This is a genomic window from Klebsiella sp. CN_Kp073 (assembly GCF_040065495.2).
In the GTDB taxonomy this organism is placed as follows: domain Bacteria; phylum Pseudomonadota; class Gammaproteobacteria; order Enterobacterales; family Enterobacteriaceae; genus Klebsiella; species Klebsiella aerogenes.
The window spans coordinates 1,030,125-1,044,071 of the sequence record NZ_CM198051.1; the positions used below are offsets into that span (position 1 = coordinate 1,030,125).

General features: G+C 55.1%; 12 protein-coding genes and 3 tRNA genes. 6 read left to right on the forward strand and 9 right to left on the reverse strand.

Going from position 1 to position 13,947, the window contains the following annotated elements:
* Positions 1-15: 15 nt before the first annotated feature.
* Both ABLV66_RS05010 and argA read right to left on the reverse strand, forming a co-directional pair.
* Positions 16-321: a hypothetical protein gene (locus ABLV66_RS05010; protein WP_348876508.1), complete on the reverse strand. Its 306-nt coding sequence runs from the start codon at positions 319-321 to the stop codon at positions 16-18.
* Between the two features lie 1,226 nt (positions 322-1,547).
* Complete coding sequence (gene argA / locus ABLV66_RS05015) at positions 1,548-2,879, reverse strand: amino-acid N-acetyltransferase (protein WP_015369939.1); 1,332 nt, start codon at positions 2,877-2,879, stop codon at positions 1,548-1,550.
* A gap of 226 nt (positions 2,880-3,105) precedes the next feature.
* Here argA and amiC point away from each other — a divergent pair, with 226 nt between their 5' ends.
* The gene (gene amiC, locus ABLV66_RS05020) at positions 3,106-4,359 is read left to right on the forward strand and encodes an N-acetylmuramoyl-L-alanine amidase AmiC (protein ID WP_015703319.1); all 1,254 of its coding nucleotides are present in this window, start codon (positions 3,106-3,108) and stop codon (positions 4,357-4,359) included.
* An 86-nt stretch (positions 4,360-4,445) separates the two neighbouring features.
* On the opposite strand, the gene ABLV66_RS05025 is transcribed toward amiC, so the two are convergent.
* The 3 genes from ABLV66_RS05025 to ABLV66_RS05035 all read right to left on the reverse strand — a co-directional run bounded on the left by ABLV66_RS05025 (position 4,446) and on the right by ABLV66_RS05035 (position 4,766).
* A tRNA-Met gene (locus ABLV66_RS05025) sits at positions 4,446-4,522 on the reverse strand.
* Between the two features lie 45 nt (positions 4,523-4,567).
* Positions 4,568-4,644, reverse strand: a tRNA-Met gene (locus ABLV66_RS05030).
* A gap of 45 nt (positions 4,645-4,689) precedes the next feature.
* Positions 4,690-4,766 (reverse strand) — tRNA-Met (locus ABLV66_RS05035).
* 212 nt (positions 4,767-4,978) lie between these two features.
* On the opposite strand from ABLV66_RS05035, the gene mltA reads away from it, so the two are divergent.
* Entirely contained in the window at positions 4,979-6,076 is a 1,098-nt protein-coding gene (mltA, locus tag ABLV66_RS05040) for a murein transglycosylase A (protein WP_045377497.1), read from the forward strand.
* A gap of 79 nt (positions 6,077-6,155) precedes the next feature.
* Positions 6,156-6,965 carry a tRNA cyclic N6-threonylcarbamoyladenosine(37) synthase TcdA gene (tcdA, locus tag ABLV66_RS05045; protein WP_348876994.1) on the forward strand — a complete coding sequence of 270 codons (810 nt, stop codon included), beginning with the start codon at positions 6,156-6,158 and terminating at the stop codon, positions 6,963-6,965.
* 77 nt (positions 6,966-7,042) lie between these two features.
* Here the strand turns inward: tcdA and csdE are convergent, their stop codons facing one another.
* Positions 7,043-7,474 carry a cysteine desulfurase sulfur acceptor subunit CsdE gene (gene csdE, locus ABLV66_RS05050; protein WP_320483157.1) on the reverse strand — a complete coding sequence of 144 codons (432 nt, stop codon included), beginning with the start codon at positions 7,472-7,474 and terminating at the stop codon, positions 7,043-7,045.
* The gene (csdA, locus tag ABLV66_RS05055; protein ID WP_320483158.1) at positions 7,474-8,679 is read right to left on the reverse strand and encodes a cysteine desulfurase CsdA; all 1,206 of its coding nucleotides are present in this window, start codon (positions 8,677-8,679) and stop codon (positions 7,474-7,476) included. The genes csdE and csdA overlap by 1 nt, the downstream gene beginning before the upstream one ends.
* A gap of 432 nt (positions 8,680-9,111) precedes the next feature.
* On the opposite strand from csdA, the gene gcvA reads away from it, so the two are divergent.
* From gcvA to rlmM, 3 genes are read left to right on the forward strand one after another with little or no spacing between them, the layout of a single operon-like run.
* Positions 9,112-10,029 (forward strand): glycine cleavage system transcriptional regulator GcvA, encoded by a 918-nt coding sequence (gcvA, locus tag ABLV66_RS05060; protein ID WP_015369945.1) that lies wholly within the window; start codon positions 9,112-9,114, stop codon positions 10,027-10,029.
* A gap of 43 nt (positions 10,030-10,072) precedes the next feature.
* Positions 10,073-10,468: a DUF423 domain-containing protein gene (locus ABLV66_RS05065; protein ID WP_015369946.1), complete on the forward strand. Its 396-nt coding sequence runs from the start codon at positions 10,073-10,075 to the stop codon at positions 10,466-10,468.
* Positions 10,461-11,561 (forward strand): 23S rRNA (cytidine(2498)-2'-O)-methyltransferase RlmM, encoded by a 1,101-nt coding sequence (rlmM, locus tag ABLV66_RS05070; RefSeq protein WP_348876993.1) that lies wholly within the window; start codon positions 10,461-10,463, stop codon positions 11,559-11,561. Before ABLV66_RS05065 ends, rlmM begins: the two co-directional genes overlap by 8 nt.
* 43 nt (positions 11,562-11,604) lie before the next feature.
* Here the strand turns inward: rlmM and xni are convergent, their stop codons facing one another.
* Both xni and ABLV66_RS05080 read right to left on the reverse strand, forming a co-directional pair.
* Positions 11,605-12,363, reverse strand: coding sequence for a flap endonuclease Xni (xni, locus tag ABLV66_RS05075; protein WP_045397621.1), 759 nt, complete (start codon positions 12,361-12,363; stop codon positions 11,605-11,607).
* A gap of 152 nt (positions 12,364-12,515) precedes the next feature.
* A complete protein-coding gene (locus tag ABLV66_RS05080; RefSeq protein WP_015369949.1) occupies positions 12,516-13,883 on the reverse strand; it encodes an L-serine ammonia-lyase in 1,368 nt (455 codons plus the stop codon).
* Positions 13,884-13,947: the final 64 nt, after the last annotated feature.

The following is a 13,947-nucleotide window of genomic DNA, read 5'->3' on the forward strand; positions in this document are numbered from 1 at the left end:
GCTCTTCACCTCTGATTAGTAAGCAAATAAAAGTAACAGCCAGAGAAAAGAGACTGAGTTCATGGCAAAAAAATAGGCTACATAGCTTATGGGAGTCTGTGATGTTGATATGTCAGCAATAACAATAATTACCACTGAAATAATAAGATTAACTATGGATAAAACAATAAATAAAAGAAAAAGCATAGCGCCAGCTGCAAGGGCTGCATAGGACGGTCCACTGTTCATCATTGCTAAAAGTAATAAAATCCAAGGGTAAGTAGAAATTACGGCAGTAATTTTCTTGATGTTTCTGGTAATTATGTTAGTTTTCTTTTTCATTGTTAAACCTTATCTTTTGGAGTGGCTTGATAATATAAATAATTAACGGGTTTATTCTGTTTGGATTTTTTAAGATATAATTAACATTAATATCATCCAGACTGGAGCTATTGAATTCATGTAAAAGAAATATGATATTGCACTACTTCTTATCCGTTGTTTGGAGTTTTTTGCACTAATAATGATGATTGTTGAAATGATTAAGTTGGCTATGGATGATAAAAAGCTAACCTTCAAATAGCCGAAAAATGCTGCAAGGCCATTATTCGTTAAGTGCACCAGTAGTAAGCCAAACCAGGGATACAATGTAATAGATATTGAAATGAATCTTATGTTTCTGACAAGCCAATTAGGTTTCTTATCCATGATACCTGTCCTTGATGGTTTTTGTTTTGAAATTCCCTTGCCAAAATATATCGTAATTTACTGTTAAATATAAAGGTATAGCCAGAGTGGCGACATGGTATTCATTGCGCAGAAATAGATTTTTAGCTTTCTCGGTTTTAGCAATGTGAAAACGCTCATGCATCCAATAGTGATAAGCGAAAGCGCCAGGTTAATAATAGATAATACGGTGATGGGAACCAGTAGATGTAATCCATCTTCCGTAAAATTGTAGGGCGCGAGGCTGTATTTAATATGTGTAATCAATATTATTAACCATGGGTATATAGCAATGATGGAAATAACCGTCTGAGATCTATTAATAATCCAACTATCAGAGTTATGCATCATTCATCATGTTTATCAATAATGTGTTGTTTTTTATTCTTTAGGAAGGAGCATAGCGTTGATGCAGTGATAAAGATATACCCCGGCATTAAACCAGGAATAAAGCCCGGATGCTGAAGATTTGTCACTGATGCGGCGGTGATAGAACAAAATTACTATCCTGAAGGCGTGGGATATGCCTATTTGCAATCGGATAGCCCGGATAAGGCGCAAGCCGCTATCCGGGAATCCTCCCCCGGTGGCGCTTACGCTTACCGGGGCTACCAACCGACTACCGAACCGTAGTCCGGATAAGGCGCAAGCCGCTATCCGGGGGGATCTCTGCTGGCGCTACGCTTAGCATGGCGACGTTGCGGTGCCGTCGGGTAGACCGGATAAGGTGCAAGCCGCTATCCGGGAATCCTCCCCCGGTGGCGCTTACGCTTACCGGGGCTACCAACCGACTACCGAACCGTAGCCCGGATAAGGCGCAAGCCGCCATCCGGGGGGATCCGTCAGCCCAGGTCTGCCATCAATACCTTCGAACGGCGCTGATAGTTGTACATCTGTTTTTTACTCTCCGGCAGCAAATCAATATCCACCGGGGTGAAGCCGCGTTCCTGGAACCAGTGGATACTGCGAGTGGTCAACACGAATAGCTTGCTGAGCCCCATCTGCTTCGCCTGGGCGGCGATACGGCTCAGCAGTACCTCGCCGCGTGACGAACTACGGTAATCCGGATGCACCGCCACGCAGGCCATTTCGCCGATTTTCTCCTCCGGGAACGGATAGAGCGCGGCGCAGGCGATGGTGGTGTTATCGCGCTGGATGATGGTGAATTTATCTATCTCCATTTCCAGCTGTTCGCGCGAGCGGCGCACCAGAATGCCTTGCTGCTCCAGCGGACTGATAAGATCGAGGATGCCGCCGATATCGTTAATGGTTGCCCGGCGGATCTGCTCGGCGCTTTCCATGACGATCTGCGTACCGATACCGTCACGTGAAAACAGCTCCTGCAGCAGCGCGCCATCTTCCTGATAGCTAATTAAATGGCAGCGACGCACGCCGCTGCGGCAGGCTTTCACCGCGCCTCGCAGGAAGCGTACGGTGCCGGAATTATAGTCTTCTTCCGCTTCCAGCTCCTCTACCCGCGCCTGCGCCTCGTTAGGGAACAGTTCGGAAACGATCTCGCCATGCTGGTCGTAGACCCCCTGCGACGAGCAGAAGCCGATCATCTTTTCAGCTTTCAGCTTTACCGCCAGCTGGGTGGCTATCTCTTCAGAAGTGAGGTTGAAGCTCTCGCCGGTGACGGATACCGCGACCGGGCCCATGAGCACGATTGCGCCGCTGTCCAGTTGGCGATGAATGGCTTCTTCGTCGATGCGGCGAATACGGCCGCTGTGGCAGTAATCCACGCCATCATCGACCCCAAGAGGTTGAGCGATAATAAAATTGCCGCTCACCACGTTGATATGCGCCCCCTGCAGGGGCGTATTGCCGAGGCTCATCGACAGGCGGGCGGTAATTTCTAACTGCAGCATACCGGCGGCCTGCTTCACCAGCTCAAGGGTTTTGGCGTCGGTGACGCGGGTTTGCTTGTGGTAAACCGGCTCGTGGTGGTGTTCCGCGAGATTAGCGTCAATCTGCGGGCGCGCGCCATAAACCACTACCAGGCGAATACCGAGGCTATGCAATAAGCCAATGTCATTGACTATGCTGGAAAAGTTATCATGCTCGATGGCTTCTCCGCCCAGCATGATGACAAACGTTTTTCCCCGGTGCGCGTTTATATAGGGAACAGAATGGCGGAATCCCTCGACCAGTTCAGTGCGACGCTCCTTCACCATGACAAACCCTCAATGCATGATTATTCGTAATAAGTGTATTTTTATTCTGTTTTGCTTCGTGGCGCAACCCCTAATTTGTCACTAATTTGCGAAAACATTGTGATAAAACCTTGGGTGTCAAAGTTTGTTTACCCTTTTATAGATGACAGGTTATGCGGCTTTGGTTAAAGTTTCCGGTCAATCTGTTCATTTTGGCTTCAAACGCGTTTTTTTGCTTGGGAGTGGCATGTCGGGATACAAGTCGGGATTAAGCCGCCGTCGTTTTTTACAAGGGGCGGGCGCCATGTGGTTAATGAGTGTGAGTCCGGTCGGTTTGGCCGCCGCCGCGCAGGTTGTCGCGGTGCGTATCTGGCCGTCGTCGACCTACACCCGCGTCACGGTGGAATCCAATCATGTACTGAAATATCGGCAGTTTGCGTTAAGCAATCCTGAGCGAGTGGTGGTTGATATTGAAGGCGTTAACCTGAACTCGGTCCTGAAAGGGATGGGCGGGCAGATCCGCGACGACGACCCGTATATTAAATCCGCGCGCGTGGGCCAGTTCGACCCGCAAACCGTGCGGATGGTGTTTGAACTGAAACAAAACGTCAAGCCGCAGCTGTTTGCGCTGGCGCCGGTTGCCGGTTTTAAAGAGCGTCTGGTGATGGATCTTTATCCCTCTACGGCCACCGATGTGCAGGATCCGCTGCTGGCGCTGCTGGAAGATTACAACAAAGGCGATCTGGAACGTCAGGTACCGCCGGCAGAGAGCGGGCCGCAGCCGGGGAAAGCCGGGCGCGATCGTCCTATCGTTATCATGCTCGATCCCGGCCATGGCGGTGAAGACTCCGGCGCGATTGGTAAATACCGTACCCGTGAGAAAGACGTGGTGCTGCAGATTGCCCGTCGATTGCGCGCGCTCATTGAGCGTGAAGGCAATATGAAGGTCTTTATGACCCGTAACGAAGACGTGTTTATTCCCTTGAAGGTGCGCGTCGCCAAGGCGCAGAAGCAGCGTGCCGACCTGTTCGTTTCGATTCACGCCGACGCCTTTACCAGCCGGCAGCCGAGCGGCTCTTCGGTGTTCGCGCTCTCGACCAAGGGCGCTACCAGTACCGCCGCAAAATACCTCGCGCAAACACAGAACGCCTCGGACTTAATCGGCGGGGTCAGCAAGAGCGGCGATCGCTACGTCGACCACACCATGTTCGATATGGTGCAGTCCCTGACCATCGCCGACAGCCTGAAATTTGGTAAGGCGGTGCTGCAAAAAATGGGCAATATTAATAAGCTGCATAAAAATCAGGTGGAGCAGGCGGGCTTTGCGGTATTGAAAGCGCCGGATATCCCTTCGATTCTGGTCGAAACGGCCTTTATCAGTAACGTTGAAGAAGAGCGTAAACTGAAGACCGCGAAATTCCAGCAGGAAGTGGCGGAGTCGATTCTGGCGGGGATTAAAGCCTACTTTGCCGATGGGGCGACGTTGGCCAGACGCGGATAAAAAAATAGCGCCTTCGGGCGCTTTTTTTGTAGCGGTATCTACGGACGACAGAAACAAAAAAACACCCTTGAGGGTGTTCATTGTGTTGGTTGCGGGGGCCGGATTTGAACCGACGACCTTCGGGTTATGAGCCCGACGAGCTACCAGGCTGCTCCACCCCGCGTCCGTGTTTACTCTTCCATCGAGTAAATTTGCTTCTGATTGTAATTGGTTGCGGGGGCCGGATTTGAACCGACGACCTTCGGGTTATGAGCCCGACGAGCTACCAGGCTGCTCCACCCCGCGTCCGCGTCTACTCTTCCATCAAGTAGATTTACTTCAGATTTTAATTGGTTGCGGGGGCCGGATTTGAACCGACGACCTTCGGGTTATGAGCCCGACGAGCTACCAGGCTGCTCCACCCCGCGTCCGTGGATGCGCACTATACTCCGCTAGCGTTCTGATGCAACCTTTTTTCGTAGAAATCGTCAATTTTGTAAAAAATGGCGACTAAGTAGCCAGCGATGGGCGGATTTTTACACAATTTGGGCTGCAGCTCGTTTTCGCGCATTTCATTAGCCGCATGGGTTTGTTATCTTCATCACGCACTAAGGCTTAGCAGCAATAAAGAAGAGATACCATGAAAGGACGTTGGGCAAAATATGTAGCGACAGGGGCGATGTTGGCGATGCTCGCCGCCTGTTCCTCGAAACCGACCGATCGCGGTCAGCAATATAGTGATGGCAAGTTTACCCAGCCGTTTTCATTGGTAAACCAACCTGATGCGGTAGGCGCGCCGATTAACGCCGGCGACTTCTCCCAGCAGGTTGGTCAGATTCGTAGCGCCTCTCCGCGTCTCTATAACAGCCAGAGCAGCGTTTATAACGCGATTCAGGAGTGGCTGCGTTCCGGCGGCGATACCCGCACGTTACGCCAGTTTGGTATTGATGCCTGGCAGATGCAGGGTGCCGATAACTACGGCAACGTGCAGTTTACCGGCTACTACACCCCGGTCGTACAGGCCCGCCACACTCGCCAGGGCGAGTTCCAGTATCCTATTTACCGTATGCCGCCGAAAAACGGCAAGCTGCCTTCCCGCGCCAGCATCTATGCCGGAGCGCTCAGCGATAACTACGTGCTGGCGTACAGCAACTCGCTGATGGATAACTTCATCATGGACGTTCAGGGCAGCGGCTATATCGATTTCGGCGACGGTTCGCCGCTTAACTTCTTCAGCTACGCCGGGAAAAACGGCTGGCCTTACCGTAGTATCGGTAAAGTGCTTATCGACCGCGGCGAAGTGAAGCGGGAAGATATGTCGATGCAGGCGATCCGTGAATGGGGCGAAAAGCATAGCGAAGCGGAAGTCCGCGAGCTGCTGGAACAGAACCCATCTTTCGTCTTCTTTAAACCGCAGTCCTACGCGCCGGTGAAAGGGGCCAGCGCGGTACCGTTGATTGGCCGCGCGTCGGTCGCCTCTGACCGTTCGATTATTCCGCCGGGAACCACCTTGCTGGCCGAGGTGCCTCTGCTGGATAATAACGGTAAGTTTAACGGTCAGTACGAGCTACGCCTGATGGTGGCGCTGGATGTCGGCGGGGCGATTAAAGGCCAGCACTTCGATATCTACCAGGGCATTGGCCCGGATGCCGGTCATCGCGCCGGTTGGTATAACCACTATGGCCGCGTGTGGGTACTGAAAAACGCGCCAGGCGCCGGTAGCGTCTTTAGCGGTTAACGTTTAAACGTCTGTATGTTTCTAACCCGGATCCGCGTAACGCGCCGGATCCGGGGTCTCTACTTTATTCTGAGGTTTTATGTCTGTAGTAATCAGCGATGCCTGGCGCCAGCGGTTTGGCGGCACGGCGCGTTTATATGGCGAAAAGGCGCTGCAGTGTTTTGCCGATGCGCATGTCTGCGTGGTCGGCATCGGCGGCGTCGGTTCATGGGCGGCGGAAGCGCTGGCGCGAACCGGGATTGGCGCGATTACGCTGATTGATATGGATGATGTTTGCGTCACCAATACCAATCGCCAAATCCACGCCCTTGGCGGTAACGTTGGGCTGGCGAAAGCGGAAGTGATGGCCGAGCGTATACGTCTGATTAACCCGGAGTGCCGGGTTACGGTGATCGATGATTTCATCACGCCGGAGAACGTAGCGGAATACCTGGGAGCGGGCTTTAGCTATGTTATCGACGCTATCGATAGCGTCAGGCCAAAAGCGGCGCTGATCGCCTGGTGCCGTCGTTATAAAGTGCCGTTGGTGACGACCGGCGGAGCCGGCGGTCAAATCGATCCGACGCAGATCCAGGTGGCTGATTTGGCGAAAACTATTCAGGATCCGCTGGCGGCAAAACTGCGTGAGCGGCTGAAAAGCCAGTTCGGCGTAGTGAAGAATAGTAAAGGAAAGCTGGGCGTCGATTGTGTCTTCTCGACCGAAGCGTTGGTTTACCCGCAGGCGGATGGCAGCGTCTGCGCAATGAAAAGCACGGCGGAAGGGCCGAAGCGGATGGATTGCGCCTCCGGCTTTGGCGCGGCGACCATGGTGACGGCGACTTTTGGTTTTGTCGCCGTATCCCATGCGTTGAAGAAGATGTTGGCGAAAGCGCAGCGTCAGGGGGGATAGCCTGAGGGACTTTTTCCGGACGGCGCAGAAACGTAGCCCGGCTCAGCGTAGCGCAAGCCGGGAAGACGGCGTTTGAATTAGCCCTCGCGGGCGGCGGAGAGCACCGCGTCGCTTAGCGCCTGCAGCCCCTGGGTGCGCGAGGCGCTAAGCTGCCCGCGCAAACCCAGCTCATCGAATAGCGCCAACGGATCTTTCGCTAAAATCTCAGCGGCGCTTTTTCCTTCGCAGGCGGCTAACAGCACCGCCAGCAGGCCGCGCACAATACGCCCTTCGCTATCGCCAAAGAAGTGCATCTTGCACTCGGCATCAACCTGATACCCGAGCCAGACGCGGTTTTCGCAGCCGGCGATCTCTTTCGCCTGCGTCCGCTGGGCGTCCGTTAATGGCGGCAGTTTCTTACCCACTAAAATCAACTGGCGGTACTTATCTTCCCACTGAGTCAGCGGGGCGAAGGTCTGGCGCAGCGTCGCTTCGTTGAGCGCGGCGCTTAAAGGTTGCGAGGTCATCATTAATCCACCAGTATTTCCAGCGCGCGGTCGATAGCGTGCACCAGCGCATAAACATCATCTTGCGTATTGTACGGCGCGAATGAGGCGCGCAGCGTACCGCTGACGCCTAATGCCGCCAGCAGCGGTTGCGCGCAATGCTGCCCGGCGCGCAGCGCAATGCCGGACTCCGCCAGCAGCGTAACCATATCGCTATGGTGTACGCCCTTGAAATCAAAGGCCAGCAGGCTCGAATCTTGACAGCGGAACGAACGAAAACCGGGCCGCTTTGCCAGCTCGTCTTCCGCAAGCGTCGCCAGGCTACGGCTCCAGTTTTCCGCCTGTGCAAGATCGATTTCCTGCAGCCATTCCAGCGCGGCGCTGAGGCCGATAACGCCGGCGACGTTGGGCGTCCCGGCCTCAAGCCGCCAGGGGGCGGGCTGGGTTTTAAAACCATCGAATGAGACTTCAGTAATCATTTTGCCGCCGCCGAGCCATGGCGACATTTCCGCCAGCAGGTCGCTTTTGCCGTATAGCGCGCCAATACCCGTTGGTCCATACAGCTTGTGGGCGGAGAAGGCATAAAAATCGATATCCAGCGCCTGCACGTCGGCCGGGAAGTGCACCGCGCCCTGCGCGCCGTCAACCATCACTATCATTCCCGCCTGATGGGCGAGAGCAATGGCACGCTGCAGGTCGGGGCAGCCGCCGGTGACGTTAGACATCTGGCCAATCGCCAGCACCCGGCTGCGTGAAGAGATAAGCGAAGGGAGTTGCGCGATATCCGGCAGACGATCGGCGCCCAGCGGCAACTTGACCACCCGCGCGCCGGTTTGTTCGGCAACCATCAGCCACGGTACCAGGTTGGCGTGGTGTTCGGCTTCGCTGACGATTATTTCATCACCAGGATGCAGGCGCGGGCGCACGTAGCTCTGCGCGACCATATTGATAGCTTCGGTGGTGCCGCGGGTCCAGACGATATCTTTGCCGGAAGGGGCGTTAAGCCAGCCTGCGACGCGTTCGCGCGCCGCCTCGTAGCGCTCGGTAAGACGCTGGGCGGCGGCAAACTGGCTGCGGTGGACGTTGCCGGCGCTCAGGCGATAAAACTGGTCGCTGGCATCGATTACGGCCAGCGGTTTTAGCGCCGTCGCCGCGCTATCCAGATAGACGCCGGCATCCGCCAGGGCTGGAAACTGGGCGCGGAAGTGGGCGGGATTGAATGCGTTCATGGAATTCCTCATATCGATATCACGATCGTCGCGCAAATTCCCCATTAGGGCAAGGCTGGTGATAGCGAGGAGGCGGGGAGAACGGTGATTTTTCGGCAAAAAAAAGCACCGCGCATTGCGGTGCTACATTAAATCACTATGGACAGACAGGGTAAATGTACAGGAAGTGAAAAGGTAGCCTTGCTACCATGGTCTGCAAACCCAGACCAATTGCAAACACAACAACACAACATCACAACCGTAAGCCAAAAGCTTGTTGGAACACGCATTCCAAAAAAAGCTTTTCGTTCCGGCTCAGGAAGTGCCGCCACTATAGGTATTTGCTGGTAGAACCTCAACGGACAATTTATAATGGCTCAGATAAAAAAAACTAATAGGTTAACTGTTGTTTCCTATTTGTTAAAACTCGTTAACATCTCAGTCAGAATAACCATGTCGAAGCGATTACCACCTCTGAATGCATTACGTGTTTTTGATGCAGCCGCACGTCATCTGAGCTTCACTCGCGCAGCCGATGAGCTTTTTGTGACGCAGGCCGCAGTAAGTCACCAAATCAAGTCACTAGAGGACTTTCTGGGCCTGAAGCTGTTTCGTCGACGCAATCGCTCGCTGCTGTTAACGGAAGAGGGGCAAAGCTATTTTCAGGATATTAAAGAGATTTTTTCGCAGCTCACCGAAGCGACGCGTAAACTGCAGGCGCGCAGCGCGAAAGGGGCGCTAACTGTTAGTTTATTGCCCAGTTTCGCCATTCAGTGGCTGGTGCCGCGACTCTCAAGCTTTAACTCAGCTTATCCGGGGATCGACGTGCGGATCCAGGCGGTGGACCGTCAGGAAGATAAACTGGCCGACGACGTCGACGTGGCGATTTTCTATGGCCGCGGCAATTGGCCGGGGTTGCGTGTTGAAAAACTGTACGCCGAATATTTACTGCCGGTTTGTTCGCCATTGCTGTTAACCGGCGACAAAGCGTTGAAAACGCCTGCCGATCTGGCGCAACATACGCTGTTACATGATGCCTCTCGCCGCGACTGGCAAACTTATACCCGGCAACTGGGTCTAAATCATATCAATGTGCAACAGGGACCGATATTCAGCCACAGCGCGATGGTGCTGCAGGCGGCAATCCATGGACAAGGCGTCGCACTGGCCAATAACGTTATGGCCCAGTCCGAAATTGAAGCAGGCCGTTTGGTCTGCCCGTTTAATGATGTTCTGGTCAGTAAGAACGCGTTTTACCTTGTTTGTCATGACAGTCAGGCTGAACTGGGTAAAATAGCCGCTTTCCGCCAGTGGATTTTAGCGAAGGCGGCGAGCGAACAAGAAAAATTCCGCTTTCGTTACGAACAATAACGGCCTGATGACCAGGCGTTAACTGACTTTGTAGGGTATCAACATGACCAGCCGTTTTATGCTGATTTTTGCCGCCATCAGCGGCTTTATCTTTGTGGCTCTGGGCGCCTTTGGCGCACACGTATTAAGTAAATCGCTGGGTGCGGCCGAAATGGCCTGGATCCACACCGGCCTTGAGTATCAGGCGTTTCATACGCTGGCGATTTTAGGCCTGTCTGTCGCCATGCAGCGGCGGATAAGCATCTGGTTTTACTGGAGCAGCGTGTTTTTGGCGCTGGGAACCGTGTTGTTCAGCGGCAGCTTATATTGCCTGGCGCTGTCGCATTTACGCCTGTGGGCGTTCGTTACCCCGGTAGGCGGCGTCTGCTTCCTTGCCGGTTGGGTATTAATGTTAATTGGTGCAATTCGTCTGAAACGTAAGGGCGTTGTTCATGAATAAGGTTGTCCTCTATTGTCGCCCCGGGTTTGAGAAAGAGTGCGCAGCAGAAATTACCGATAAGGCAGCCCGCCTTGAGGTATTTGGTTTTGCCAGGGTCAAAGACGACTCCGGCTATGTGATTTTTGAGTGCTATCAACAGGGCGACGACGAGAAGCTGGTGCGCGATCTGCCGTTTAGCTCGCTGATTTTCGCGCGTCAGATGTTCGTCGTTGGCGAACTGCTGCGCGACCTGCCGCCGGAAGACCGCATCACGCCGATCGTCGGCATGCTGCAGGGCGTGGTGGAAAAGGGCGGCGATCTGCGCGTTGAGGTCGCGGATACCAATGAAAGCAAAGAGCTGATGAAGTTCTGCCGCAAGTTCACGGTGCCGCTGCGCGCGGCGCTGCGTGAAGCTGGCGTGCTGACTAACTATGAAACGCCTAAGCGTCCGGTGGTGCACGTGTTCTTTATCGCACCCGGCTGTTGCTATACCGGCTACTCCTTTAGCAATAACAACTCGCCGTTTTATATGGGGATCCCGCGCCTGAAGTTCCCTTCCGATGCGCCGAGCCGTTCGACGCTGAAGCTGGAAGAGGCATTTCACGTCTTCATTCCGGCGGATGAGTGGGACGAGCGTCTGGCGAATGGCATGTACGCGGTGGATCTCGGCGCCTGCCCGGGCGGCTGGACCTATCAGCTGGTGAAGCGCAACATGTGGGTCTCTTCGGTCGATAACGGCCCGATGGCGCAGAGCCTGATGGATACCGGACAGGTGACCTGGCTACGTGAAGATGGCTTCCGCTATCGTCCGAACCGCAACAACATCTCGTGGATGGTGTGCGACATGGTTGAGAAACCGGCGAAAGTGGCGGCGTTAATGGCTCAGTGGTTGGTGAACGGCTGGTGCCGCGAGACTATTTTTAACCTCAAGCTGCCGATGAAAAAGCGCTATGAAGAGGTGTCGCAAAACCTGGCCTATATCCAGGCGCAGCTTGATGAGCACGGTATTAACGCGCAGATTCAGGCCCGTCAGCTGTATCACGATCGTGAAGAAGTGACCGTGCACGTGCGTCGCCTGTGGGCGGCGGTCGGCGGCCGCCGCGACGAGCGCTAATCAGCGCTCAGCAGCCCCGGTCACGCATCAGCACGGCCGGGGATCACGCGGATGGCAACCGCAGCTGCTGCAGGTTGCCATCGAGCTGTAAGTCCGTTTGCAGGCGGGCGATTTCCCGGCAGGTAAACGCCATCTCTTTATGCTCTTCAAGCTTCTTACGCCACTTCTCCGGCACATCCGCAAGCCGCGCGTAGATGCCTTCTAAATCCTGATAATCCGTTAACAGCTGCGCCGCGCTTTTCGGCCCAATCCCGGCAACGCCCGGTACTTTCGAACTGCTAATCCCCGCCAGACCCCAGTAGTCCGGGAGCTGTTCCGGCGTCACGCCGAATTCATTGGCGATAAACGGCGCATCCAGCCAGCGTTTCTGGAAATAATCGCGGATGCGAATGGTCGGCGACAGCAGCTGACAGTAGCCTTTATCGGTCGAGACAATGGTAGCCTGATGCCCGGCCTGGGCAACTTTAACGGCGAGCGTGGCCGCCAGATCGTCCGCTTCGCTGCCGGGCAGCGCCCAGCAGCGTATTCCGCGCTGTTCAAAAGCCGCCCGCAGCGCCGGCATTTCCGCTTCCAGCGTTTCCGGCATCGGCGCGCGCCCAGCTTTATATTCCGGCAGCCGCTGGTGGCGCCAGCCGTGAGCGCGGTCTTCATCGTCGAACACCGCCACGGCATGCGTCGGCTGGCTGTGGACGATAAGCTGTTCGAGGGCGTGCAGGCAGGTATCCGCGCAGGGGGAACCCTGCACCGCATGAATACGGCGGATCAGGTTGAGCGCGTCGACAATTAACAGATGAACAGCCACAAGATATCTCCCTTTGCTCTCAGGCTATAAGGGTAACATCGGTGGCAATACGAGGCTATTGGTAGAGCGAAGTTCGGGAAGCAGGCTCGCAGAATGAGCCAGGGCTGGAGGAGAGTTGGCCCGACATGCCGAAGCGTGCCGGGCCAGAGGCGTTAATCGCAGGCGACGATTTTCATCGCCAGGCCGCCGCGAGAGGTTTCGCGGTACTTGGCGTTCATATCTTTGCCCGTTTCATACATGGTCTCGATAACCTTATCGAGGCACACGCGCGGTTCGCTGGTACGGCGCAGGGCCATACGCGCGGCGTTAACCGCTTTGACCGCCGCGATAGCGTTACGCTCGATGCACGGTACCTGCACCTGGCCGGCAACCGGGTCGCAGGTCAGGCCGAGGTTATGTTCCATACCGATTTCCGCGGCGATGCACACCTGGGCCGGGCTAGCGCCCAGCAGCTCCGCCAGACCGGCCGCCGCCATCGAGCAGGCCACGCCGACTTCGCCCTGGCAGCCAACTTCGGCGCCGGAGATAGAGGCGTTCATCTTATACAGCGAACCAATGGCGCTGGCGACCAGCATATAGCGGGCCAGAGAGTTAGCGTTCACCTTGCGGATAAACTTGTCGTAGTAGGCCAGTACCGCCGGAACGATACCGCACGCGCCGTTAGTCGGCGCGGTGACGACACGCCCGCCGGCGGCGTTCTCTTCGTTTACCGCCAGCGCGAACATGTTGATCCAGTCCACTACCGCCATTGGGTCGCTGTTGGTATTGTCCTGGCTCACCAGCATACGGCGCAGGGCGGCGGCGCGGCGCGGAACGCGGAGTTTGCCCGGGAGCACGCCTTCAGTGGTGATACCGCGCTCGATACCGGCGCTCATCACTTCCCACACCGCGGCGAAGTGCTGTTCCAGCTCTTCTTTGCTGTGCAGCGCCAGCTCGTTCTGCATCATCAGCCCGGAGAGCGACAGGCCGGTTTCATTGCAGTGTTTCTGCAGATCGGCGGCGTTTTTGTATGGATAAGGTACGGCAACCGGCGCTTCGGTGGTCAGGCCGAAGTGCTCTTCATCGACGATAAAGCCGCCGCCGATGGAGTAGTAGGTCTGGCTGTAGAGCACCTTGTCGCCGCCCAGCGCGGTAATGCGCATGCCGTTCTCATGCAGAGATAGGTTGTCGGCATGGAAATTCATGCACTGGTCGACAGGGAACTCGACTTCGTGCTGGCCGTTCGCCAGCAGCAGACGGCCGTGGGTATTAACGTCCTGGATAAAGCCCGGGATCGCGTCGATGTCGACGGTATCCGGCAGATTGCCGGCCAGCCCCATGATAATGGCGATATCGGTATGGTGGCCTTTACCGGTCAGGGAGAGAGAACCGTATACGTCAACGACGACTTTGCTGACGTCAGCCAGCAGGCCGCGCGCAATCAGGTCGTCGGTGAATTGTTTGCCCGCTTTCATCGGTCCAACGGTATGGGAGCTGGATGGGCCAATGCCGATTTTGAAAATATCGAATACGCTGATCATGATGTATTCCAGTACTGTCGGAAAGCGCGCCGCCGTTAAGCGGCGCGAGGGGAGGTCTTAAAAG

What these genes read in the sequence shown, in the direction of transcription:
- csdE (WP_320483157.1), bottom strand. Translation starts at nt 7,474, where the DNA reads ATGATGACCTCGCAACCTTTAAGCGCCGCGCTCAACGAAGCGACGCTG.
- ABLV66_RS05065 (WP_015369946.1), top strand. Translation starts at nt 10,073, where the DNA reads ATGACCAGCCGTTTTATGCTGATTTTTGCCGCCATCAGCGGCTTTATC.
- amiC (WP_015703319.1), top strand. Translation starts at nt 3,106, where the DNA reads ATGTCGGGATACAAGTCGGGATTAAGCCGCCGTCGTTTTTTACAAGGG.
- argA (WP_015369939.1), bottom strand. Translation starts at nt 2,879, where the DNA reads ATGGTGAAGGAGCGTCGCACTGAACTGGTCGAGGGATTCCGCCATTCT.
- mltA (WP_045377497.1), top strand. Translation starts at nt 4,979, where the DNA reads ATGAAAGGACGTTGGGCAAAATATGTAGCGACAGGGGCGATGTTGGCG.
- rlmM (WP_348876993.1), top strand. Translation starts at nt 10,461, where the DNA reads ATGAATAAGGTTGTCCTCTATTGTCGCCCCGGGTTTGAGAAAGAGTGC.
- tcdA (WP_348876994.1), top strand. Translation starts at nt 6,156, where the DNA reads ATGTCTGTAGTAATCAGCGATGCCTGGCGCCAGCGGTTTGGCGGCACG.
- ABLV66_RS05010 (WP_348876508.1), bottom strand. Translation starts at nt 321, where the DNA reads ATGAAAAAGAAAACTAACATAATTACCAGAAACATCAAGAAAATTACT.
- ABLV66_RS05080 (WP_015369949.1), bottom strand. Translation starts at nt 13,883, where the DNA reads ATGATCAGCGTATTCGATATTTTCAAAATCGGCATTGGCCCATCCAGC.
- csdA (WP_320483158.1), bottom strand. Translation starts at nt 8,679, where the DNA reads ATGAACGCATTCAATCCCGCCCACTTCCGCGCCCAGTTTCCAGCCCTG.
- gcvA (WP_015369945.1), top strand. Translation starts at nt 9,112, where the DNA reads ATGTCGAAGCGATTACCACCTCTGAATGCATTACGTGTTTTTGATGCA.